17 protein-coding genes are annotated in these 20759 nt (G+C 68.4%); 7 read left to right on the top strand and 10 right to left on the bottom strand.

Annotation, left to right across the window (positions count from 1 at the left end; genetic code table 11):
• The first annotated feature begins 121 nt into the window (after positions 1–121).
• From ACGFNJ_RS38510 to ACGFNJ_RS38485, 6 genes are all read left to right on the top strand, one after another.
• On the top strand, positions 122–3709 hold the full coding sequence (locus ACGFNJ_RS38510; RefSeq protein ID WP_393460304.1) for a transglutaminase family protein: 3588 nt from the start codon (positions 122–124) through the stop codon (positions 3707–3709).
• Between the two features lie 59 nt (positions 3710–3768).
• On the top strand, positions 3769–6807 hold the full coding sequence (locus ACGFNJ_RS38505) for a circularly permuted type 2 ATP-grasp protein (RefSeq protein WP_393460557.1): 3039 nt from the start codon (positions 3769–3771) through the stop codon (positions 6805–6807).
• Positions 6804–7715 carry a transglutaminase N-terminal domain-containing protein gene (locus ACGFNJ_RS38500; protein WP_393460301.1) on the top strand — a complete coding sequence of 304 codons (912 nt, stop codon included), beginning with the start codon at positions 6804–6806 and terminating at the stop codon, positions 7713–7715. The genes ACGFNJ_RS38505 and ACGFNJ_RS38500 overlap by 4 nt, the downstream gene beginning before the upstream one ends.
• A 5-nt stretch (positions 7716–7720) precedes the next feature.
• A complete protein-coding gene (locus tag ACGFNJ_RS38495; RefSeq protein ID WP_393460298.1) occupies positions 7721–8803 on the top strand; it encodes a putative zinc-binding metallopeptidase in 1083 nt (360 codons plus the stop codon).
• A 68-nt stretch (positions 8804–8871) separates the two neighbouring features.
• On the top strand, positions 8872–9129 hold the full coding sequence (locus ACGFNJ_RS38490; protein WP_393460295.1) for a type II toxin-antitoxin system Phd/YefM family antitoxin: 258 nt from the start codon (positions 8872–8874) through the stop codon (positions 9127–9129).
• On the top strand, positions 9126–9500 hold the full coding sequence (locus ACGFNJ_RS38485) for a type II toxin-antitoxin system VapC family toxin (RefSeq protein WP_393460293.1): 375 nt from the start codon (positions 9126–9128) through the stop codon (positions 9498–9500). The genes ACGFNJ_RS38490 and ACGFNJ_RS38485 overlap by 4 nt, the downstream gene beginning before the upstream one ends.
• 7 nt (positions 9501–9507) lie before the next feature.
• Here the strand turns inward: ACGFNJ_RS38485 and ACGFNJ_RS38480 are convergent, their stop codons facing one another.
• From ACGFNJ_RS38480 to ACGFNJ_RS38435, 10 genes are all read right to left on the bottom strand, one after another.
• Complete coding sequence (locus ACGFNJ_RS38480; protein WP_393460290.1) at positions 9508–10308, bottom strand: ABC transporter ATP-binding protein; 801 nt, start codon at positions 10306–10308, stop codon at positions 9508–9510.
• Positions 10305–11363, bottom strand: a complete 1059-nt coding sequence (locus ACGFNJ_RS38475; RefSeq protein WP_393460287.1) for an ABC transporter substrate-binding protein — start codon at positions 11361–11363, stop codon at positions 10305–10307. Before ACGFNJ_RS38475 ends, ACGFNJ_RS38480 begins: the two co-directional genes overlap by 4 nt.
• Positions 11360–12247 (bottom strand): ABC transporter permease, encoded by an 888-nt coding sequence (locus ACGFNJ_RS38470; protein WP_393460284.1) that lies wholly within the window; start codon positions 12245–12247, stop codon positions 11360–11362. The genes ACGFNJ_RS38475 and ACGFNJ_RS38470 overlap by 4 nt, the downstream gene beginning before the upstream one ends.
• Positions 12248–12385: 138 nt before the next feature.
• Positions 12386–12817 carry a hypothetical protein gene (locus ACGFNJ_RS38465; RefSeq protein WP_393460281.1) on the bottom strand — a complete coding sequence of 144 codons (432 nt, stop codon included), beginning with the start codon at positions 12815–12817 and terminating at the stop codon, positions 12386–12388.
• Between the two features lie 57 nt (positions 12818–12874).
• Positions 12875–13561: a DUF2637 domain-containing protein gene (locus tag ACGFNJ_RS38460; protein ID WP_393460278.1), complete on the bottom strand. Its 687-nt coding sequence runs from the start codon at positions 13559–13561 to the stop codon at positions 12875–12877.
• Between the two features lie 181 nt (positions 13562–13742).
• The gene (locus ACGFNJ_RS38455; protein WP_393460275.1) at positions 13743–14453 is read right to left on the bottom strand and encodes a type 1 glutamine amidotransferase; all 711 of its coding nucleotides are present in this window, start codon (positions 14451–14453) and stop codon (positions 13743–13745) included.
• The gene (locus ACGFNJ_RS38450; RefSeq protein ID WP_393460272.1) at positions 14450–15688 is read right to left on the bottom strand and encodes a MurT ligase domain-containing protein; all 1239 of its coding nucleotides are present in this window, start codon (positions 15686–15688) and stop codon (positions 14450–14452) included. Before ACGFNJ_RS38450 ends, ACGFNJ_RS38455 begins: the two co-directional genes overlap by 4 nt.
• Before the next feature lie 145 nt (positions 15689–15833).
• Positions 15834–16460 carry a pyridoxamine 5'-phosphate oxidase family protein gene (locus ACGFNJ_RS38445; protein ID WP_393460270.1) on the bottom strand — a complete coding sequence of 209 codons (627 nt, stop codon included), beginning with the start codon at positions 16458–16460 and terminating at the stop codon, positions 15834–15836.
• Between the two features lie 122 nt (positions 16461–16582).
• Entirely contained in the window at positions 16583–18358 is a 1776-nt protein-coding gene (locus ACGFNJ_RS38440) for an FAD-dependent oxidoreductase (protein ID WP_393460267.1), read from the bottom strand.
• A gap of 285 nt (positions 18359–18643) precedes the next feature.
• Positions 18644–19603 carry an EamA family transporter gene (locus ACGFNJ_RS38435; RefSeq protein WP_393460264.1) on the bottom strand — a complete coding sequence of 320 codons (960 nt, stop codon included), beginning with the start codon at positions 19601–19603 and terminating at the stop codon, positions 18644–18646.
• 130 nt (positions 19604–19733) lie between these two features.
• Between ACGFNJ_RS38435 and ACGFNJ_RS38430 the strand changes: the two genes are divergently transcribed.
• Positions 19734–20663, top strand: a complete 930-nt coding sequence (locus ACGFNJ_RS38430) for a LysR family transcriptional regulator (RefSeq protein WP_393460554.1) — start codon at positions 19734–19736, stop codon at positions 20661–20663.
• Positions 20664–20759 lie beyond the last annotated feature (96 nt).

Raw genomic sequence — 20759 nt, 5'->3', positions numbered from 1 at the left:
GTCCCGTGATCGAACCCGATCACGGGACGCTTTCGGTATGCCACCGCCTCAGTGGTGGCGACCGGGGCCGCGGCGTGGCGCAAACCGTTCGGGCAGCTCAAGGATGCTGTCTAATGGAGGGATGGGCATCAAGGTGTCGCTCGAGCACCGGACGCTGTACACCTTCGATCGGTTGGTGGAGATACATCCGCATGTGGTGCGGCTGCGCCCTGCGCCGCATTCGCGGACCAAGATCGAGGCGTACTCGATGCGGGTGACGCCTGCCGAGCATTTTTGTAATTGGCAGCAGGATGCGTTCGGGAATTTCCTTGCGCGGCTGGTGTTTCCGTCGCCCGCGCGGGAGTTGTCGATCACCGTCGGGTTGATCGCCGACCTCGAGGTGATCAACCCGTTCGACTTCTTCGTCGAGGACGCTGCTGAGCACTATCCGTTCCGGTACAGCGCGGAATTGCTCGCGGATCTGGAGCCGTATCTGCGGCCGGTGGACGAATCGGGACCTGGCTCGGGGCCGGGGGAGCTGGTGCAGGCGTGGGTGCGTGCGCATCAGGCGGTCGGCAACCCACGCACCATCGACTATCTGGTCACCGTCAATCAGGCGTTGCGGCACGATGTCGGATACACGATTCGGCTGGCCCCCGGGGTGCAGTCGCCCGATCACACGCTGCGCGAGGCGCTCGGGTCGTGCCGGGACTCGGCGTGGCTGTTGGTGTCGATCCTGCGGGAACTGGGGCTGGCCGCGCGGTTCGTGTCGGGGTATCTGGTGCAACTCGCCCAGGATGTGCCGTCGCTGGACGGTCCGTCGGGACCGCAGTCCGACTTCACCGATCTGCATGCGTGGACCGAGGTGTATCTGCCCGGCGCGGGGTGGGTCGGGTTGGATCCCACGTCGGGCCTGTTCGCGGGGGAGGGGCACATTCCGTTGGCGGCGACGCCGCATCCGGTGTCCTCCGCGCCGATCACCGGTGCGACCGGTCCGACCGGCGCGACCATGGATTTCTCCAACACGGTGCGACGGTTCCACGAGGACCCGCGGGTTACGTTGCCCTACACCACTTCCCAGTGGGAGCGGATCACCGCGGCGGGCGCCGCCGTGGATGCGAGGATGGCGGCCGATGACGTGGGGCTGACCGTCGGCGGCGAACCGACCTTCGTGTCGATCGACGATCAGACCGCCCCGGAGTGGACCACCGAGGCCGACGGCACCCACAAGCGGGAGCGTGCGGTAGATCTCGCGGATCGGCTGCGGCGGATCTATGCGCCGACCGGACTGGTGCAGTACCGGCAGGGCAAGTGGTATCCGGGAGAACCGTTGCCGCGCTGGGAGATCGCGGTGGCGTGGCGCGCCGACGGGGAACCGCTGTGGACCCATCAGGAGCTGCTCGCCGACCCGTGGACGCCGCTCGGATACGCGCTGGCCGAACGGGATGCACAGCCGGGTCAGGAGCTCGCCTCGGCGCAGGTCGCGGCAGAGCCTGTTCCCGAGCCGCAACGAGCAAGTGCCACAACAACGCCGGAAAACGGGGCGACACCGAGCCAGGGATCCAATGCGCCGACCCAGGCCACGTTGTCGCCGGAGCCTGCCGGTCAGGCGGCCGCGCCGGTCGATGGTGGCGCCCGGCCCGACGCGGTCCCGCGGCGGGCACAGGTCGCCGAGCCCGACTCGGCACGTGCCTTGATCGCGCGGGTGGCGGCGAGCCTCGACCTGCCGGACGCGCAGGTCCGTCCTGCGTACGAGGATCCGCTGCTTCGCCTTGCCGGGAAAGTCCGTGCGCCGGTGGGCGATCCGGTCGACTCAGACGACGATCTCGAACCGGGGCTCGACTCCGCGCTAGCGCGCAAGGAACTGCTGACCCGGCTCGACACCGAGGTCACCGAACCAACGGCCTACGTGCTGTCGCTGTTTCGCCGCGACGACGGCGCGGGCTGGGCAAGTTCGGACTGGCGGATGCGCCGCGGCGCGTCGGCGGATCAGCCGGGTGGCCGAATCGTCTTGACCGAGGGGGATTCGCCGGCCGGGTTGCGGCTGCCGCTCGATTCCGTGTCCTGGCGTACGCCGCGCCCCCGCCCGGACAGCGATCCGCTGATCGCCGAGCCGTTGACGGTGCACCGCGCCGAGCCGCCGGCCGTGGTCGCACCCGCCGACTGGGAGCCGACGACCGCGCTGGTCGCCGAGGTGCGCAACGGCAGGCTGCACGTATTCCTGCCGCCCGTCGAGGAACTCGATGCCTTCCTCGATCTGGTGCGCCGCGTCGAAGCCGCCGCGGTGGCGGTGGGGAGCCCGGTGGTGCTCGAGGGTTACGCGCCGCCGGTCGATGCCAGGCTGCGGACCTTGTCGGTGACTCCGGACCCGGGGGTGATCGAGGTCAACGTGCAGCCGACGGTCTCGTTCGCCGAGCAAGCCGAGCTGCTGTCCACGCTGTACGAGCAGGCGCGGCTGGCCAGGTTGAGCACCGAATCGTTCGATGTCGACGGCACGCACAGCGGCACCGGCGGCGGCAACCACATCACGCTCGGCGGTGCGACGCCCGCGCGTTCGCCGCTGCTGCGCCGCCCGGATCTGCTGGTGTCGATGCTGACCTACTGGCAGCGGCATCCGTCGCTGTCGTACCTGTTCGCCGGGCGTTTCGTCGGCCCGACCTCGCAGGCGCCCCGAGTGGACGAGGGGCGCGAAGAAGCGCTGTACGAGCTGGAGATCGCGTTCGCCGAGATCGCCAGGCTCGGCGCGCAGGCGGGGCACGCGCCGTGGCTGGTCGATCGCGCGCTGCGCCACCTGCTGACCGACCTCACCGGCAACACGCACCGCGCCGAGTTCTGCATCGACAAGCTCTACAGCCCCGAAACCGCAAGGGGCAGGCTCGGATTGGTGGAGTTGCGCGGGTTCGAGATGCCGCCGCACTTCCAGATGGCGATGGTGCAGTCGCTGCTCGTGCGCGGCCTGGTCGCCCGGTTCTGGTCGGAACCGTTGCGCGCCAAGCTGATTCGGCACGGCGCGAACCTGCACGGGCGGTATCTGCTCCCGCATTTCGTGCTCGCCGACATCGCCGAGGTCGCCGCCGACCTGCGCGACCACGGCGTCGATTTCGAGGTCAGCTGGCTGGATCCGTTCACCGAGTTCCGGTTTCCGCGCATCGGCACGGTGCTGCTCGGCGACGTCGAGCTGGAGTTGCGCGGCGCCATCGAACCGTGGCACACGCTCGGTGAGCAAACCGTCGCGGCGGGCACTGCGCGCTATGTCGACTCGTCGGTGGAGCGGCTGCAGGTGCGGCTGGTCGGCGCGGATCGCGACAGGCAGGTGCTGACGTGCAACGGCATGCCGGTCCCGCTGCTGGCCACCGACAAGGCCGGCGTGCAGGTGGCCGGTGTGCGCTATCGGGCGTGGCAGCCGCCGAACGCGCTGCACCCCTCGATCACCGTCGACGTGCCGCTCGTCTTCGATCTGATCGACACCGAGACCGGGTTGTCCCGCGGCGGCTGTACCTACCACGTTGCACACCCCGGCGGTATGGCCTTCGAGGAGCCGCCGGTCAACGCGGTGGTCGCGCAATCGCGGCGCAACCGGCGCTTCGAGGCGGCGGGGCACACCACGGCGCGCGTGGACCTGGGGGAGCTACGTGCGAAAATGGCAGCACAATCCACGGACGGCGGTGTGCAGGGCATCCTCGATCTGCGCAGAGCGCGGACCGTCTGGGGATTGGTCAGCGACCGTTAGCACGTCTGCAGCGGAAGTGAGGTCGGCGCTGTGAGGGTTCGAGGGGACGCGTTGTGACCATGCGCGAGGACGCGGTGCGAAGGACGGATCCGAGCCAAGAGCTGCGCCAGCAGGTGGCGGCGCAGTTCGCGCGCTATCGAAGCACCGGCGGCCAGATCGCGCCCTACGACGAGTGCGGTAAGCCGACCGACGGGTACTACGACGAACTCGTCGACGCGGGCGGCAAGGTGCGCCGCATGTGGACGGAATTGTCCGCCGATTTCGTCGAGCTCGGCACCACCGGTCTCGGCAGGCTGGACAACCGGGTGCGCAGGCTGATCGACGACGACGGCATCACCTACACCGAGCTCACCGGCGCCGAGCAGGCGGTGACGACGCCGTGGCGGCTCGATCCGATCCCGCTGCTGATCTCCTCGGACGACTGGACCCGGTTGGAGGCGGGTCTGGTGCAACGCTCGCGGGTGCTCGACGAGGTGCTCACCGATGTCTACGGTCCGCGGCGCACGCTCACCAACGGACTGCTGCCACCGGAGCTGATCTTCGGCAGCAGCGGCTATGTCCGTGCCGCGCATGGGATTACGGTGCCGGGGCGACATCAGCTCTTCCTGCACGCGTGCGACATCAGCCGGTGGAGTGACGGCCAGTTCCGCGTGACCGCAGATTGGGCGCAGGCGCCGTCCGGCGCGGGGTACGCGCTGGCCGACCGCCGGGTGGTGTCCACGGCGATCCCGGAGGCGTTCGAGCACTCCAACCCGCGGCCGCTGACCCCGTTCGCCAGGGCGATGCGGTTGATGCTGATCGAGTCGGCGCAGGACGCGGACGCCGACGACCCGGTCGTTGTCGTATTGAGCCCCGGCGTGCATTCGGAGACCGCCTTCGATCAAGCCAATCTCGCGTCCATGCTCGGCTTTCCGTTGGTGGAGAGCGCCGACCTGGTGGTGCGCGACGGCGCGCTGTGGATGCGGTCGCTCGGCACGCTGCGGCGGGTGGACGTGGTGCTGCGCCGGGTGGACGCCGAGTTCTCCGATCCGCTGGATCTGCGGCCGGATTCCCGGCTCGGCGTCGTCGGGCTGGTCGAGGTGCTGCGCCGGGGCGCGGTGACCGTGGTGAACACGTTGGGCAGTGGGCTGCTGGAGAATCCGGCGTTGCCCGGATTCCTTCCGCGCATCACCAGGGCGCTGCTCGGCGAGGATCTGCTGCTGGAGAGCGCGCCGACCTATTGGGGCGGCGACGACAAGGAGCGCGCGCATCTCACCAAGAACCTGCACCGGTTGATCATTCGGTCCTCGGTCGACGGCTCGACCATCTTCGGCCCGGAATTGTCGATCCGGCAGCGCGCCGACCTGCGGGCCAGGATCGAGCAGCGCGGCTGGCAGTGGGTCGGCCAGGAACCCGCGCAGTTCTCGGTCGCGCCCGCGGTCGAGGGGTACGGCGGGTTGACGCCTGCGCCGGTCGGTATGCGGCTGTTCTCCATGGCACGGCGCAGCGGCTATACCGCGATGGCGGGCGGGCTCGGCCAACTGCACCAGCGGATAGCGCCGGACAACTCGGTGATCAGGGTTGCGGCCAAAGACATTTGGGTCCGCGCGGCGCCGAGCCCCGCGCCCGCGGTCGCCACCGAGCCGGTGCACGAGGAACGGGAACGCAGGCATCTGCCGATCGTGGAGGCCATCAGCTCGCCACGCGTGCTCAACGATCTGTTCTGGATGGGTCGCTACAGCGAACGGGCCGAGGCGGCGGCACGGCTGCTCATCGCGACCCACGACCAGTATCGGGACTATCGCTACCGGCCGTGGCTGGAGGGCGCCGAGGCGGTGCCGGTGCTGATGGCGGCGCTCGGGCGCGCGACGGCGACTGTTCCGCCCGACTCGGTGGTATTCGGCGCCGACGCGGCCGAAGATATTGAGGCAGAGCAGGATTCGCCGACCGGCGCGGAGGCGGCAGCGGTCGCCGCGCAGTCGCAGTCGATGGGCTCGATGACCCAGACCATGGGGTCGATGACTCAGACGATGGGCTCGATGTCGCAGTCCATGCCGACCGTACCTGCGGCGCAAGCGAACTCGGCGAACGCTCCGGCCGACGAGCTGAGCGCTTCGTCGACGAGTCCTGGTGCCGCCGAATCCGACTCGGTGGGCGAGCCGGGGTTGGACGACGCAGGCCAGGGTATAGCAGGTGACATGACCGCGACGACAGGGGCAGGAGTGCTCGATCGGGCCATCGCCGCCGCAGCCGACGCCGCCGAGATGACGGACGCGCCGGAGGTCCCTCCGGTCGGCAAGGCGCCGGTGGCGGGCGCCTCCCGCGAGGGCCACGACTACCTGGTGGCGTTGACGATCGACCGAGACCTGCCGGGTTCGCTGGCCTTCGCGATCGATCGGTACGAGAACGCGGCGCGTGCGGTGCGCGACCAACTCTCCGCCGACACCTGGATGATCCTGAGCGCCGTCGATCGCGCGCTTGCCGAGTACCGGGTCACCGGCGGCGACCAAGAGGCCGCGCTGAATGCGGTGCATTCGCTCACCCTGGCGGCGCTGCTGTCGCTGTCCGGCATCGGCGCCGAGTCGCTGGTGCGCGACTCCGGTTGGTACGTCATGGATATCGGCAAACGGATCGAGCGGGGGTTGGCGTTGACCGCGTTGATGTCGTCGGCACTGACCGAGACCTATCCGGAGGAGACGGAGCGAGTGGTCACCGAATCGGTGCTGCGCGCCACCGAGTCGCAGGTGAGTTACCGTCGGCGGCATCGGGATTCGGTCCGCATCGCCGCGGTCGCCAGCCTGCTGCTCTTCGATACCGGCAACCCACGCTCGCTCGCCTATCAACTGGATCGCCTCGACGCCGACCTGCAGGCACTGCCTGGCGCGTCGGGATCGTCACGCCCGCAACGCTTGCTGGCCGACGCGCAACGGATGTTGCGCCGGGTCGACCCCGACGATCTGGAGGTCGTCGACGAGGACGGCAGGCGTACCGAACTGGCCGAGCTGCTCGAGGGCGTGCACCTGCGGCTGCGTAAGCTGTCCGAATCGTTCGAAACCTCGAAACTGTCGCTGCCCGCGGGCTTCCAGCCGCTGTGGGGTAGCACGAGGATCGTTGGATGATCGGCCGCAACGGTTCGGCCCGGCGCTATCGCGTGGCCCATCGCACCACCTACTGCTACTCCGACGAGGTCACCAGCTCGTACGGCCGCGCCTATCTGACGCCGCGCGAATTCCCTGGGCAGCGGCTGCTTTCGCATGACCTCTCGATCGACCCGGTGCCGTCGGACCAGTCGATCGGCTCGGATGTGTACGGCAACACCACGTCGTACTTCCACGTCACCGCCGAACATCGGACCCTGGTGGTCACCGGCGAATCGCTGGTCGAGGTCGATCGCCCCGATCGGGGCGGGACCGGACCCGAGCTGCTTGCGTGGGAGGTCGCGCGGCCCACCGGCGCGAACGGCCCGCTCGCCGTGGAGTTCGCGCTGGACCTGCGGCCGCCGGAGATCACGCCCGAGGTTGCCGCGTACGCGGCCGAATCGTTCACCCCAGGCAGGCCGCTGCTCGAGGCGGTGACCGAACTCAACCACCGCATCCACGCCGACTTCACCTACAAGTCCGGCTCGACGAATGTCTCGACCAAGGTCGCCGATGTGTTCGCGGCCCGCACCGGCGTCTGCCAGGATTTCGCGCGAATCGGCGTGGCCTGCTTGCGATCCCACGGTCTCGCCGGGCGTTACGTGTCCGGCTATCTGGCCACCGATCCGCCGCCGGGCCGGGAGCGCATGGTCGGCGCGGACGCCACCCACGCCTGGTCCGCGGTGTGGGTGCCCGGCACCGAGCAGGACCGGACCGGTCGCTGGATCGACTTCGACCCCACCAACGACCAATTCGGCGACGAGCGCTACGTCACCGTTGCCTGGGGGCGCGACTACGCGGATGTGCCGCCGTTGCGCGGCATCATCTATACCGACGCCAAGGAGAGCACAATTACCGTCTCGGTCGACGTCTCTCCGGTGGAGGTTTAACTCGCATGCGCGATTTCGCCTGTCCCAACTGCGGCCAGCAATTGGCCTTCGAGAACTCCGTGTGTCTGTCCTGTTCCAGCCCACTGGGATTCAGCCTCGCCGACCTGGCCCTGGTGGTGATCGGCGATCCGCGCGGTGCCGACTCGGTCGATCAGATGGCAGGCGTCGTGGACGCCAAGCGCTTTCGGCTGTGCGACAACCTTCATGTTGCGCAATGTAATTGGCTGGTCGAGGTGCCGGACGGTGGCGCGGCGGGCGGCGGCGACGCGCCCGACGCCGAGCAGCGCAAGCGCTTGCTGTGCGCGTCCTGCCGCCTCACCAGGACCAGGCCCAACGACCTCGATGCCGCAGGGCTCGCCGCGTTCGCCGACGCCGAGGCGGCCAAGCGGAGGCTGATCGCGGAGCTCACCGAGCTCGGCCTGCCCATCGTGGCCCGCGACCAGGATCCGGACCGCGGCCTCGCCTTCGAGCTGCTGTCCAGCGGCGCCGATCGGGTGATCACCGGCCACAAGAACGGCGTGATCACCCTCGACCTCGCCGAGGCCAACGACCCACACCGGGAACAACTCCGGATCGAAATGGACGAGCCGTACCGCACCCTGCTCGGCCACTTCCGCCACGAAATCGGGCACTACTACTACATGATCCTGGTCGCCGACACCGAGGCGCAGCGCCGGTTCCGCGAGCTGTTCGGCGATCCGTCCGCCGACTATCAGGCCGCCATCGACCGCCACTACGCCGAAGGCGCGCCATCCGGTTGGGAGTCGGACTTCGTCTCCTCCTACGCCACCATGCACCCCGCCGAGGACTGGGCCGAGACCTTCGCGCACTACCTGCACATCCGGGACACCCTGGACACCGCAGCGGCTTTCGGCATCGCGCCGGCCGGGGCCAGCCTCGACCGACCCCAGGTCGGCCGCGCGGGCTTCGACAAGATCATCGACCTCTGGCTGCCGCTGGCGTGGTCGCTGAACATGGTCAACCGCTCGATGGGCCACCCCGACCTCTACCCCTTCGTCCTGCCCGACCGCGTGCTCGAAAAGATGCGGCTCACCCACGAACTCTGCGCCGCTGCCGCCGCCCGCTGAGCCGGGCGGGCTGCGGTGGGTAGCGCGCGACGGCTGAGCGGGCTAACCTCTTAGCTAAGGAGGTCGACATGTCAAGCGCGGGCGCCGAGCAGTTCAACATCCATGAGGCGAAGACAAATCTGTCGCGCATCATCGAGCGCGTCGAGCGTGGTGAGGAGATCATCATCAGCCGCGCCGGGCACCCGGTCGCCAAGGTGGTTCCGCTGACTCGGGACGTGAATCGGGTCGGGCGCGGGTCACTGCGCGGACGACTCGTGCTCACCCCGGACTGGGACTCCGACGAGACCAACGCCCAGATCGCCGACGACTTCGGCATGGCGCCGTGAGGTTGTTGCTCGACACGCACGTGGTGCTGTGGTGGCTGACCGACGATCCCGCCCTCTCCGATGAGCTGAAGGAACGGATCACGCACGACCCGGACATCTGCGTGAGCGCGGCAACGATCTGGGAGGTCGCCATCAAGCAGGCCCTCGGCAAGCTCGGCGGCCCGGTCGGGCTCGCGGACTACCTCACGAAGGGTGGGTTCATCGACCTGCCGATCGGCCTCGACCATGCCGTCGTGGCCGGTCGGCTGCCGCCGATCCATCGGGATCCGTTCGATCGAATGCTGGTGGCACAGGCGCAATGTGAAGATCTGACGCTCGTTACGCGCGACTCCTGGTGCAGGCAGTACGAGGTGTCGGTGCTCGTGGCGTGAGGCCGCGTCAGGCGTGTGCGGCGTAGATGTTGGCCGAGACCTCGTCGCGCATGGCGGAAAAGCCGGGCTGGGATCGGAGATTCGAGAAGGACGGGTCGGCAAGGCCCGCCTTGAAGCGGGTCGGCTTGTCGTAGATGATGCGGCCGGGGCGGGTGCCCATGACGAGGACTCGGGTGCCGAGGAGCAGCGCCTCATCGATGCTGTGCGTGACGAAGAGGACCGTCTTGCGCCGATCGCGCCAGAGCGTGAGCAGCTCGCCCTGAAGCTTTTCCCTGGTCAGGGCGTCCAGCGCGCCGAAAGGCTCGTCCATCAGGATGATCTGCGGGTCGTTGACCAGGACGCGGGCGATTTGGGCGCGTTGCTGCTGGCCGCCGGACAGTTCGTAGGGGCGACGGTCGGCGAGGTGGTCGAGGCCGACGAGCGCCAGCATGCGCGCCGCCTCGGCGGTGCGCCGATTGCGCACTACCCCACGGACTTTCGGGCCGAATTCGACATTGCGCCGGACCGAGAGCCACGGGTACAGCGTGGGCTGCTGGAAGACGACACCGCGGTCGGGGTCGGGGCCGGTGACCGGAGCGCCGCCGACGCGCACCGCGCCTTCGGTCGGCGCGAGGAACCCGGCCAGGATGTTCAGCAAGGTCGACTTGCCGCAGCCGGAAGGTCCGACGACACAGACGAATTCGCCGGGCTCGATGGTCAGGTCGGTCGGAGCGAGCACCTGGGTCGGGCCGTCGTCGCCCGGGTAGCTCAAGCTGACGCCGGTGAGGGTGACCCGGTGCCGAACCTGCTCGTCGGCGGCCGCGGTCACGCGGTCGCCCCCTTGGCCGCCTCGGCGTAAATGCCGGTGCGATAGGCGGGTTCGGCGCCGACCGCGTCGATGCCGCCCTGGCTCAACAGGAATTCCGCGGTCTTGCGCAGATCGCCGCCGAAGCCGCCACCCAGATACTTCGCGTCGGCTTGTTCGGTGGCGTCCAGGTAGGTGTATCCGGCCAGCTGCGGGCCGACCAGCTTCGGCTCGATGCCGAGTTGCGCGCCGAGCGAGACCGCCGCGTCCTCGGGCTTGGTCCGCAGCTGGCGCACCGCGTAGTCCTGCACCTTGGCCCAGACCACCGCGAAGCGCGCGTTCTCGTCGAGGAACTTGGTGCTCGCGACCGCCAGATCGAAGGTGGGCGCGCCCGCGGCCGCGGTGTCCGCGCTCGAGGTGACGAGGTGCCCGCCCGCCTCGCGCAGCTTCGACAGCGTCGGATCCCACACCCAGGCGGCGTCGATCTGGCCGCCGTTCCATGCGCCGGGAATCGCGTCGGGCTTCATGTTGATCAACTGGACATCGCCGGCGATGCCCGCCCTGCCGAGCGCCGCGAGCAGGCTGTAGTGCGCGGTGCTGCCGAACGGCGTCGCGACTCGTTTACCGCGGAGCCCGTCGAGCGAGCTGATCGACTTGTCTTTGGCCACCAGCGATTCCGAGGCGCCGATGACATCGTGGATCCAGAGCACCCGCACCGGCAGGTTCAGCGGCGCCGAGAGCGCCTTGGTCGCCGGACTCGACCCCATGGTGCCGATGTCGAGGCTGCCCGCACCGAACGCCTGCACCACATCCGCGCCCGAGGAGAACTGGCTCCATTCGACTTTCGCGTTCGGCAGGCAGGCGGCGAGCAGGCCGCGATCCTTCACGAGCAGATCGGCATTGGGGATGGCTTGATAGCCGATGCGTGCCTGCGTGGTGACGCTCGGATCCGCGGCGAAGGGGCATGCCGCGGCCGCGGACCCGGTGTCGCCGCGACCGGATTCCACACACCCGGCGGTGGCGACAACGGCCGCCACTGCCAGACCGGCCGTGACCACCCGACGGACTGCGGATTTCATACCTTGCCTTTCCACGGAACTGCTTTGGCGCCAAGAAATTTGATGACCGAATCGAGCGCGAGTGCGGCGCAGCCGATCACGATGATGCAGGCGATGGTCAGCGGCGTATTCAGCTGAGTGCCAGCGATATAGGCGAGGCCGCCGATCCCGGGAATGCCGTTGTTGAGCTCGGCAGCGACCACCGTTGTCCACGCGAAGGCGGTGGCGATCCGGATGCCGCCGATCACCTCGGGCAGCGTGGCGGGCAGCACCACCCGCGAAATGACCTGTACCCGACCGGCGCCCAGCGAACGCGCGGCGTTCAGATAGTCCTGCTTCACCCCGGTGACGCCGCTGAGCGTGGCAACCGCGATCGGCGGGAACGCGGCGAGGAACAGCAGCCAGATCTTCGACAGGTCGCCGATGCCGAACCAGACGATCAGCAGCCCGATGTAGCCGAGCGGCGGCAGCGAACGCAGGAAGTTCAGGATGGGCTCGGTGATCAGCCGCACCGGCGTGAGCATGCCCATGACGAAGCCGACCAGCGGGCCGACCACGATCGCGGCGCCGACACCGGCGGCGATCCGCTGCAGGCTGGCAACAAGGTGCTCCCACAGGTAGTAGTTCTGCTCGCCGACCACCGTGCGATCAACGCCCGCCGCGAGCTGATGCCGGGTGTTGGCCCGCACGAACGCGTCCCACACCGCGTGCGGTGACGGCAGATACAGCGGATCGACCAGGCCTGCGGCGGTGATCGCCGCCCAGAAACCGAGGACGAGCGCCAGCGCCGCAAGGCGGGTCAGTGCCGGGCCGAGCGCACGGCGGTACGTCCTGGTGCGCCGCGGTGCGGCGGTGGGCGCCTCGGCACCGACCTGCTGCGTGTCCGGCGTGGTGATCGCGGTCATTCAGCGCTCCGCGCAAGGCCCACGTCGGACACGGCACTCTCCTCACAAACGGCAACACTCGACGTTATCGGTGGTCACCGGCTCGGGGGGAGAGTTAAGAACGCCGTGAACATAATTCGCCGCGTGCGGCGATGCGGCTCAGCCGATGCCGTTGACGGTTCCGTTCACGACGTGTTCGCCGATGTTTCCTGCCAGCCACTGGTTCTGCGCCAATGTCTCGAAAACACAGATCAGCAGGAGTTTCCGGCTACGCCTGCTTACCGAGTACTCGAGATCCGGCGCGGTTTCCGGCCCACGCAGCGAGCTGGCAATGCCTTTGCGCAGGTTCGGTTCCGACAGCAGCCAGAACAATTCCGGACCGATCAACACCGATTGCCCACCGGTCTCGTGGAACCACCGCCCGGCGAATTCGATCAGCAGGTCGGTGAACGCGTCCCCGCTTTCCACCGCGTCGGTGAGCTGGCTCAGTGCACCGGACCGGTCGACACTTGTCTGGATCACCGACGCTAGCCTGCTCGCTACTTCACGGAACTGATCTACGTCCTGGTCCTGCCAGACAGTGAGAGACATGGTTTCTCCAACGAAGTAGTCGAGGGTGGGTGAGCGTTATGCCTGAAGAGCGCCTGCCTATCGGTGTTTGAGTGGAACCAGTTTGTGGCCGTTCGCGCCGTCCAAACTGTTGAAGCGCATCGGTGTGTTCGGTCCGGTGGCCGCTGGCGCGGCCACCGGCGCCGGCTTGACCAGGTCATGGCCGTTGAGCTGCGGCGATGTCACCATCTCCTGGACTTCCGGCACGGCGACAACGGCCACTTGCGCCGGCACGGCCGCCCGGTGCTCTGCGGTGCTGCGCGCCAGCAGGATCAGCGTCAGGTGCACCGCGAAAAGCAGCGTGAGCGGCATGCCCGCATAGATGATCAAGGACACTGACCCGCCGCCGATCTCGCGCGCGTACTCGATATTTCCGGCCACGGAAACCAGCGTCGAAATGACGAAAAGCCCTGTCGCATACCACCAGCCCGCGCTGCGTTTCGGAAATGACGCGGTGGCAACGATCGAGCCGACCACCAAGCCGTCGATAGCGATCGGCACATTCGCCGCCAGATCGGCCTCGACCAGATTGCGCACCGCTAGGTGATGTAGGGCGACAAAAGACATCTCGAACGCTTTGAGCGCGACAACGGCGGAAACTATCAACGACAGATGTAGTGGCCGGGGACGTAGGATGCCGCGCCAGCGAGTCCAGGCCGGTGGACGGCGTGGCGGTATCGGCTGCTCGAATGATTCGGCAGGCAATCCCGGCGTGATCGTCGTCATAGCGGGGAGCGTAGCGTGCAAATTGCTCCGCATCGCGGAGCGAGCCGGTCGAGTCGCGTTCTGTCCACGGACGAGACGGTGTTGCTGTCGGTTCTGAACTGCTTATGCCTGACAGCAATGCAATAGTGCGAGTAACGGTGCGCGGTTTCGCGCGCACCGCACATCGTGTGCTGTCGGGTAACTACGCGCGCAAACGTTCGCGGCGCAATTGCTCGACTTCCGGCATGCTCAGCGGAGCCAGCTCCGAAACACCGAGTGCCCGTGCCAACAGCAGATCGGCGAGTTCGGGATTACGCGCCAGCGCGGGGCCGTGCATGTAGGTGCCGAGCACCGAACCCTGTACCACGCCTTCGAATCCGTCGCCGACGCCGTTGCCGACCCCGCGGGTGACCCGTGCGAGCCCGGTCGCCTCGCCGCCGAGTTTGGTACCGCCACGGTGGTTTTCGAATCCGGTCAGCGCGGCGGTGAGTCCAGGAAGCAGCGGCGTGGTGGTGACCTCGCCGATCGCGCGCTGCTGCTGCGGCGAGGTGGTGACGTCGATCATGCCGACGCCGTCGACGCGCTCACCCGAGGAGGTCTCGTACCACTGGCCGAGCACCTGGATGGCGGCGCAAATGGCAAGCACGGGTGCGCCTTTGGCCGCAGCCTGCTGCAGGCCTGGGTAGCGCTGCAGGTGCCTGGTCGCCAGCCGCTGCGCCGAATCCTCGGCGCCGCCAAGGGTGTAGATGTCCAGCGAGTCGGGAACCGGGTCGGCCAGGGTGATTTCGATGATCTCGGCGGCATGGCCGCGCATGCGCAGCCGTTGCCGCAGCACGAGTGCGTTGCCGCCGTCGCCGTAGGTGCCCATCACATCGGGCAGCACCAGCCCGATGCGCACAGTCGATTCGGTCATGCCGTCCGCTCCTCCAGGTCGCGGTTGAGATCGCGGAACGCGGTGTAGTTGGCCAGCACCTCGACGTGCCCGGCCGGGCAGGAGGCAATGGCGCGCAACGGGTTCGGCACCGTGGTGTGCTCGACGCCCGCATAGGTGAGGCGGACGGCGAGATCGGTGGCCCGTTCGCCGGAGGCGACCACCTGGACGCCTTCGAAATGCTCGAACCGCACATCCCACAGCCAGGACAGGTCCTCGCCGTCGGGCACCTGCCCGTTCACCGCGATCACCAGCCCGGCTGAGCTGGGTTCGATCATCGACAGAGCTTCCTGCCAGCCCGCCGGGTTCTTCGCGAGCAGCAACCTGGCGGCGTGCTCGCCGACCTGCACCGTGCGGTAGCGGCCCGCGATCTCGCGCACCGTGCCCACCGCGGTGGCGGCCGGTGCGGGCGCGGCGCCGAGCGCGACCGCCGCGGCCACCGCCTGTGCGGCGTTGCCGCGGTTGGCGCGGCCCGGCAGCGCGAGCGTCAGCGGAAGACGCAGTCCGTCGGGTCCGACGAGATCGTCTCCGTCGAGCCACCAATTCGGTTCCGGCCGTGCGAAATCCGCGCCGGTGCTGCGCCAGTGGCTGCCCTCCCACACGATCGGCTCGCCGCTGCGCGGGCAACTGGTCGCATCCATCGACCAACCGCTGCCCGCGGCCACCCACACCACATTCGGGTGGTCGTAGGCGATCGAGGTGACCAGCACGTCGTCGCAGTTGGCGATCACCACGGTGTTCGGGTGCTTCGCCAGGCCTGCGCGCAACCTGCGTTCGATCATGTTGATCTCGCCGACCCGGTCCAGCTGGTCGCGGCTCAGGTTGAGCAGCACCACCGCCGCCGGGTCGAGCGCGTCGGTGACGTGCGGCAGATGCAGCTCGTCCACCTCGATCGCGGCGAGCGGCGCGCCGCGATGCGCGCTGAGCGCGGCCACGATGCCCGCATCCATGTTGGCGCCGTCGGCCTGGGTGGCGACCGCGCCGAGCGTGCTGAGCGCCGCGGTGGTCATCCTGGTGGTGGTGGATTTGCCGTTGGTGCCGGTGATCAGCACCGTGCGGCGGCCGCGGCCGAGCTGCTTCATGATCGTCTTGTCGATCTGCAGCGCGATGAGCCCGCCGATCATCGATCCCTTGCCACGTCCCGCTTTTTGCGAGGCCCACGACGCTGTCGCCGCCGCCCGCAGCGCGATTCGCCCACGCACCGAAATGTCTGCCACGCCGCGAGTCTATGTTCGCGGCCGACGCCGAGCGCGGTCCGGTCCAGTGGCGTAGCCCACTTGCCTGCTCCTGCGGTATCGAGCCGGCAGCTCCCGTCGGCTGCGCACCTGGTCGGGGCCGATCCGCTGGGCGCGCAACGATGACTCAGCCCTGATAGAGCTTCGCGTTGTAGTTGGCGGGGGCGTAGTGGCGTTCGAGTTCCTCCAGCGTCTCGGTGGTGTCCGCCTGGACCTCCTTGACCAGGCGGGCCCAGGTCGGGAGGTTGTCGGCGGGCCACTCGTCCGGTTGCCAGAGGTGGCTGCGCAGGAAAGCCTTGGCGCAGTGGAAGAAAATCTGGTCGATGTCGACCTCGACCGCGAGGATCGGGCGATGGCCGCGCACCACCATGTCATCGAAGTACGGCGCATCGCGCACGAGCCGGGCGCGGCCGTTGATCCGCAAGGTCTGGCTGCGGCCCGGGATGACGAACAGCAGGCCGACATGGGGATTGGCGAGGATGTTGAGGTAGCCGTCGGCCCGGCGATTGCCGGGGCGTTCCGGGATCGCGACGGTCCGGTCGTCGAGCACCCGCACGAAGCCCGCCGGATCGCCCTTCGGTGACGCATCGCAATTGCCGTTGGCGTCACTGGTGCTCATCACGAGGAACGGGGAGGCGGCGATCCAGTCGCGATCCCTCGGGTGCAGCGTGACGCGCTCCTTGTTGGCGGCGCGGGATGGCACCTCGCCGAGCAGTGCCCGCAGTTCGGCCGGTTCCGTGATCGTATCGCCCATACCCGATTCAAACATTGGTGTTCACCGCGAAGCCGGTTTCTCGGTGAGGAGATCGATCACATCGCCTCGGCGGTGCGGCTGCCAGCCCTGAATCCGGTGCTGCGCCGCGGCATTCGAGCATTTCAGACCGGCAGGTCGAACATGTTGGGTTGGCGTGCGGCGTAGCGGTCCGCGTCGATGCGGCGCAGCGGCTCCAACTCGGCCGCGCGGTAGAGAGTGAACAGCTGGCAGCGTTCGGCATTCGAGCCTGCCACGTCGAGCAGGGCGTTCACCGCGGCGCGTGCGGACTCGTTCGCGCCCTCCATGGTGGCGAGGTCGATGTTGGTGCGCACGTAATCACCGGCGAGGAACAGGTTTTCGAGCGCGCCGTGCGGCTCGGGGCGGTAGTCCCATGACCCTGCGGTGTTGATCAGCAGCGGATCGGCGTTGGCGTTGCGTCGCTGGTCGGGCTGCCAGGTGATGCCGGGATCGAGGAACCACGAGTGCAGGTCGGCATCGCGCAGCACGTCGCCGCGGTCGTTGAGATGGGCGGCGAGCTGGGCCCAGACCTCGCGGGCGATCTCCTCATGGGTGCATTCCTTGGCAGGCTTGCCGTAGAGCAGGCCCGGCGTGTTCCAGTCGGAGATGTCGACCGAGAGGCAGTCCTGGACGGAGCCGTCGCCGAATTCGGCGAGTTTGCGTGTCCACAGCTGGTTTTGGGTGATCGAGGTGAGCGCCCACGGCGCATCGATATAGGCGGTGTGGCCCTGCGAGATGGTGGCAGGCCTGCGCAGATAGAACTGGATGCCGTTCATCCAGTCGGAGAAGAGCCGGTTCATCGCGGCCAATTCGGGGCGCACCGCGAGCACATCGGCCGACCACAGTGCCCGCGCCTGCTCGGCGGGCATGGCGACCACGAAGTAGTCGGCCTCGACGATGCGCGCCGCGCCGCGCTGGTCGACGATCCTGGCCGCGGTGATCCGCCCGTCGCGCATGTCGAGCCCGCGCACCTCGGCGCCGAGCTCGAAGCGCACGCCGAGCTCGCGCAGCCGCTGCAGCCACGGCTCGATCCACACAGCATTGGTCGGCCCGTTCAGCACGCGGTCCAGCGCGCCGTCGTTGCCGACCTCGGCCGGGTTGCCGAGGAACTGTTCGCCCATGGTGCCGATGGTGCGGACGCTGGCGACGTTTTCCTTCGCCGCGACCATGATGCTGGTCAGCGTGCGCGAGAGCAGCGCGCGGAATTCGTGCGAGCGGGTGTGGCCGTCGACGTAGTCGTGCCAGGAGGTGTGCTCCCACTGGCCGTAACGCCTGGCATCGCAGCTGCTGTTGAAGACGAGCAGGCGGTCGGCGAAGTAGATGCCTTCATTGGGTGGCATTTTCAGCGAGGTGGACAGTGCGGCGCCGACCGTCTCGCGGAAGCTGTCCGGGGAGAACGGCATTCGGGCGCGTGGGCCGACGGGTAATCGGAAGTCGTCGCCGTCGCGCCGGGCGAAGCGCGCCTCCGGCACCGCGATGAGGTTGTTCCACACGCCATTCGGATTGCCGGGGAAGGGAATTCGCCGCATGGTGTCCGGCAGGTGCTGATAGAAGCCGGGGAAGAAGCGAAAACCGTGCTCGCCGGGCAGATCAGGACGCCCGCCCGCACCGGTGCCCGGCACCGGCACGCTGCGTGCCTTACCGCCCCAGGCACGGCGCTCGAAAATCGTGACCTGGAAGCCCCGTTCGCTCAGCTCGTGCGCCGCGGTCAAGCCCGCGACACCGCCGCCGAGCACCGCGACCCGTCCACCGTCCGGTCCGGCCATGGCGGGCGCCGTGCTCAGGGCACCACCGACGAGACCCCCTGCTACCGCGACCCCCGCCGCGACCGTGCCCCGAAGTGCTGTCCTTCGCGAGACGGTCCATCGATTCTCTGCCATGCGCCGCTCTTGTGCCTAGCCTCGAGACCCTTAGTTACAAGCTGTCACTACTGTAAAGCGGCAGGCCGACCCAGCTGTACCCGCCCTACCCGAACGTCCGCTCGGCCGAGCGCGATTCCGTCGCGTCGCAACGCGAACCCATCGCGCCGCAACGGATTACCGGGCAACAAAACATGCTCGCAACTAGATATCACGTTCCGCGACCGGGCGCAGCCCTTCAGACGCCACGGTCAGCGGGCCGCGACGGGTGCGTCGTCGCGGTTCCCGCCGACCGGCGTGCCTCGGTCAGGCGTTGGCGAGCTGTCTGACGGGTTCGGGTTCGGTCTGTTCCGCTTCGGGTGCCGGGGAGACCGGATCGATGACCCGCGGGCGCCTGGTCGAGGTCGCGGCGAAGGCTCCGACGATCACGATGACGCCGCCGACCAGCGACAGGGGCGTGGGTGTCTCGCTGAGGAACGCCCACGCGGCGGTCATCCCGACGACCGGAACGAGCAGCGTCAGCGGCGCGACGATGCCTGCCGGGTAGCGGCTCATCAGGTAGGTCCACAGCCCGCTGCCGACACAGGTCGCCAGCACCGCGGTGTAGGCAAGCGCCACCAGGCCGGGCCAGCCGGTGCCGGAGAAGGAATCGCCGAGCGCACGCAGCCCGGTGGTCGGGCCCTCGGTCGCGGCGGACAGCGCGAACATCGGCAGCGGCGGTATGACGGCGATCCACAGGGTCATGTGCAGCGTATTCAGCCCGGGGGACTCGATCGTCGCCTGCTTGACGCCGATGTTGCCGAGGGCCCAGCCGAGTCCGGCTGCCAGCGTGAGCAGCACCGGAAGCAAGGTGGCGTGTTCCAGCCGATCCCAGCCGATCACCGCCATGCCGAACATCGCGACCGCGATGCCTGCGAGCTGCCATCGCTGGATCCGCTCGCGCAGGAACAGCGTGCCGAGCAGCACGGTGAACGGTGCGGAGGATTGCAGCACCAGCGACGCGAGCCCGGTCGGCATGCCGACCCGCATCGCGGTGAACAGGAACGCGAACTGCAGAATGCCGAAACCGGTGCCGTACAGCAGGATCCAGCGCCACCGCACCTTCGGTCGCGGCACGAACAGCAGCACGGGGAGTGCGATGACCGCGAAGCGGAGCGCCGCGAAGAAGAACGGCGGGAAGTGGTCGAGCCCGACCCGGAGGGCGAGGAAGTTCAGCCCCCAGAGCAGGACGACGGTCAGTCCGAGCAGGCGGTCGCGAGTGGTCACGTCATCAATCGTGGCGGCTGCGAACCATCAGGAAAATCTAATTAATGTGCAGTATTACTGTAGATTTCCTTCATGATTGACGCTTCCGTTGTCGGTGCCGGTCGTGACTGACCAGCCGATCGGCCCGCCGATGTCGGTCGAGCGGCTGCGGGTACTGCGCGAGTTCGCCGATCGCGGCACCATCGCCGCGGTCGCCGCCGCACTGTCGATGACGCCGTCCGCGGTCTCGCAGCAGCTCAAGGTGCTGGCCAAGGAGGCGGGGGTCGACCTGCTCGAGCCCGACGGCCGTCGCATCCGGCTCACCGACGCGGGCCGGGCCCTGGTCATGCGCGCCGACGAGGTGCTCGCCGCGATGGATCGGGCGATGATCGAGATGGCGCACTATCGCGGTTCGCCGCGCGGCCGCGTGCGCGTCGCGGTCTTCCCGTCCGGCGGTGCGCTGCTGCTGCCCAGGGTGTTGCCTGCCATGGCCGACAGTGGCGTCGACGTCGTCGCAGGCGACGTCGACCTGCCGCCGAGCGAGGTGCCTCGGCTGCTCGCCGACTACGACGTGGTGCTGACCCACCGTGACGAACGGTCGCCGTCGACCGCGGACCCGCGCGTCACCAGCCTGATGCTCATGCGCGAACCCATCGACGTGGTCGTCGCGCCGACCCATCGCTTCGCGGGCCGTACCTCGATCGCCCCCGCGGAACTGGCCGAGGAGACCTGGCTCAGCGTCCGCGGCGGCTTCCCGGTCGACGACGTGCTCCGCTCGATCGCCACCGTCACCGGCGTACAGCCTCGAATAGCGCAGCGTCTCAATGATTTTCGGCTGATCGAGGCGATGGTCGCGGCCGACTACGCGGTCGCGCTGATGCCGCGCTACTCGGTGGTCAACCCGGCGCTGTCCAGCCTGCCCCTCACCGGCGTGCGCGCCGCCCGCATCTTCGAACTGGCCACTCGGCCGCACGCCGCGCGGTCGCCCGCCATCGGCGCTGTGCTGACCGCGTTCCGCACTGCGGCGCGGGAGGTCGCCGCCGAGTCGCTGCTGCGGCCTACCGTGCGGCACGAGAACTGATTTCGCCATCGGGCGATTGTCGAGATCCGACAGAAGGTGTCTGGGTTGCTTCCGATGCTTGTCGAGAACATGCAGGTAGACGGGTTGGATGCACAG

Source organism: Nocardia sp. NPDC049149 (assembly GCF_043197455.1).
In the GTDB taxonomy this organism is placed as follows: Bacteria; Actinomycetota; Actinomycetes; order Mycobacteriales; family Mycobacteriaceae; genus Nocardia.
This window is presented reverse-complemented; position numbering and strand designations above follow the sequence as displayed.

What these genes read in the sequence shown, in the direction of transcription:
- ACGFNJ_RS38510 (WP_393460304.1), top strand. Translation starts at nt 122, where the DNA reads ATGGGCATCAAGGTGTCGCTCGAGCACCGGACGCTGTACACCTTCGAT.
- ACGFNJ_RS38505 (WP_393460557.1), top strand. Translation starts at nt 3,769, where the DNA reads ATGCGCGAGGACGCGGTGCGAAGGACGGATCCGAGCCAAGAGCTGCGC.
- ACGFNJ_RS38500 (WP_393460301.1), top strand. Translation starts at nt 6,804, where the DNA reads ATGATCGGCCGCAACGGTTCGGCCCGGCGCTATCGCGTGGCCCATCGC.
- ACGFNJ_RS38495 (WP_393460298.1), top strand. Translation starts at nt 7,721, where the DNA reads ATGCGCGATTTCGCCTGTCCCAACTGCGGCCAGCAATTGGCCTTCGAG.
- ACGFNJ_RS38490 (WP_393460295.1), top strand. Translation starts at nt 8,872, where the DNA reads ATGTCAAGCGCGGGCGCCGAGCAGTTCAACATCCATGAGGCGAAGACA.
- ACGFNJ_RS38475 (WP_393460287.1), bottom strand. Translation starts at nt 11,363, where the DNA reads ATGAAATCCGCAGTCCGTCGGGTGGTCACGGCCGGTCTGGCAGTGGCG.
- ACGFNJ_RS38470 (WP_393460284.1), bottom strand. Translation starts at nt 12,247, where the DNA reads ATGACCGCGATCACCACGCCGGACACGCAGCAGGTCGGTGCCGAGGCG.
- ACGFNJ_RS38465 (WP_393460281.1), bottom strand. Translation starts at nt 12,817, where the DNA reads ATGTCTCTCACTGTCTGGCAGGACCAGGACGTAGATCAGTTCCGTGAA.
- ACGFNJ_RS38460 (WP_393460278.1), bottom strand. Translation starts at nt 13,561, where the DNA reads ATGACGACGATCACGCCGGGATTGCCTGCCGAATCATTCGAGCAGCCG.
- ACGFNJ_RS38455 (WP_393460275.1), bottom strand. Translation starts at nt 14,453, where the DNA reads ATGACCGAATCGACTGTGCGCATCGGGCTGGTGCTGCCCGATGTGATG.
- ACGFNJ_RS38445 (WP_393460270.1), bottom strand. Translation starts at nt 16,460, where the DNA reads ATGGGCGATACGATCACGGAACCGGCCGAACTGCGGGCACTGCTCGGC.
- ACGFNJ_RS38440 (WP_393460267.1), bottom strand. Translation starts at nt 18,358, where the DNA reads ATGGCAGAGAATCGATGGACCGTCTCGCGAAGGACAGCACTTCGGGGC.
- ACGFNJ_RS38430 (WP_393460554.1), top strand. Translation starts at nt 19,734, where the DNA reads ATGTCGGTCGAGCGGCTGCGGGTACTGCGCGAGTTCGCCGATCGCGGC.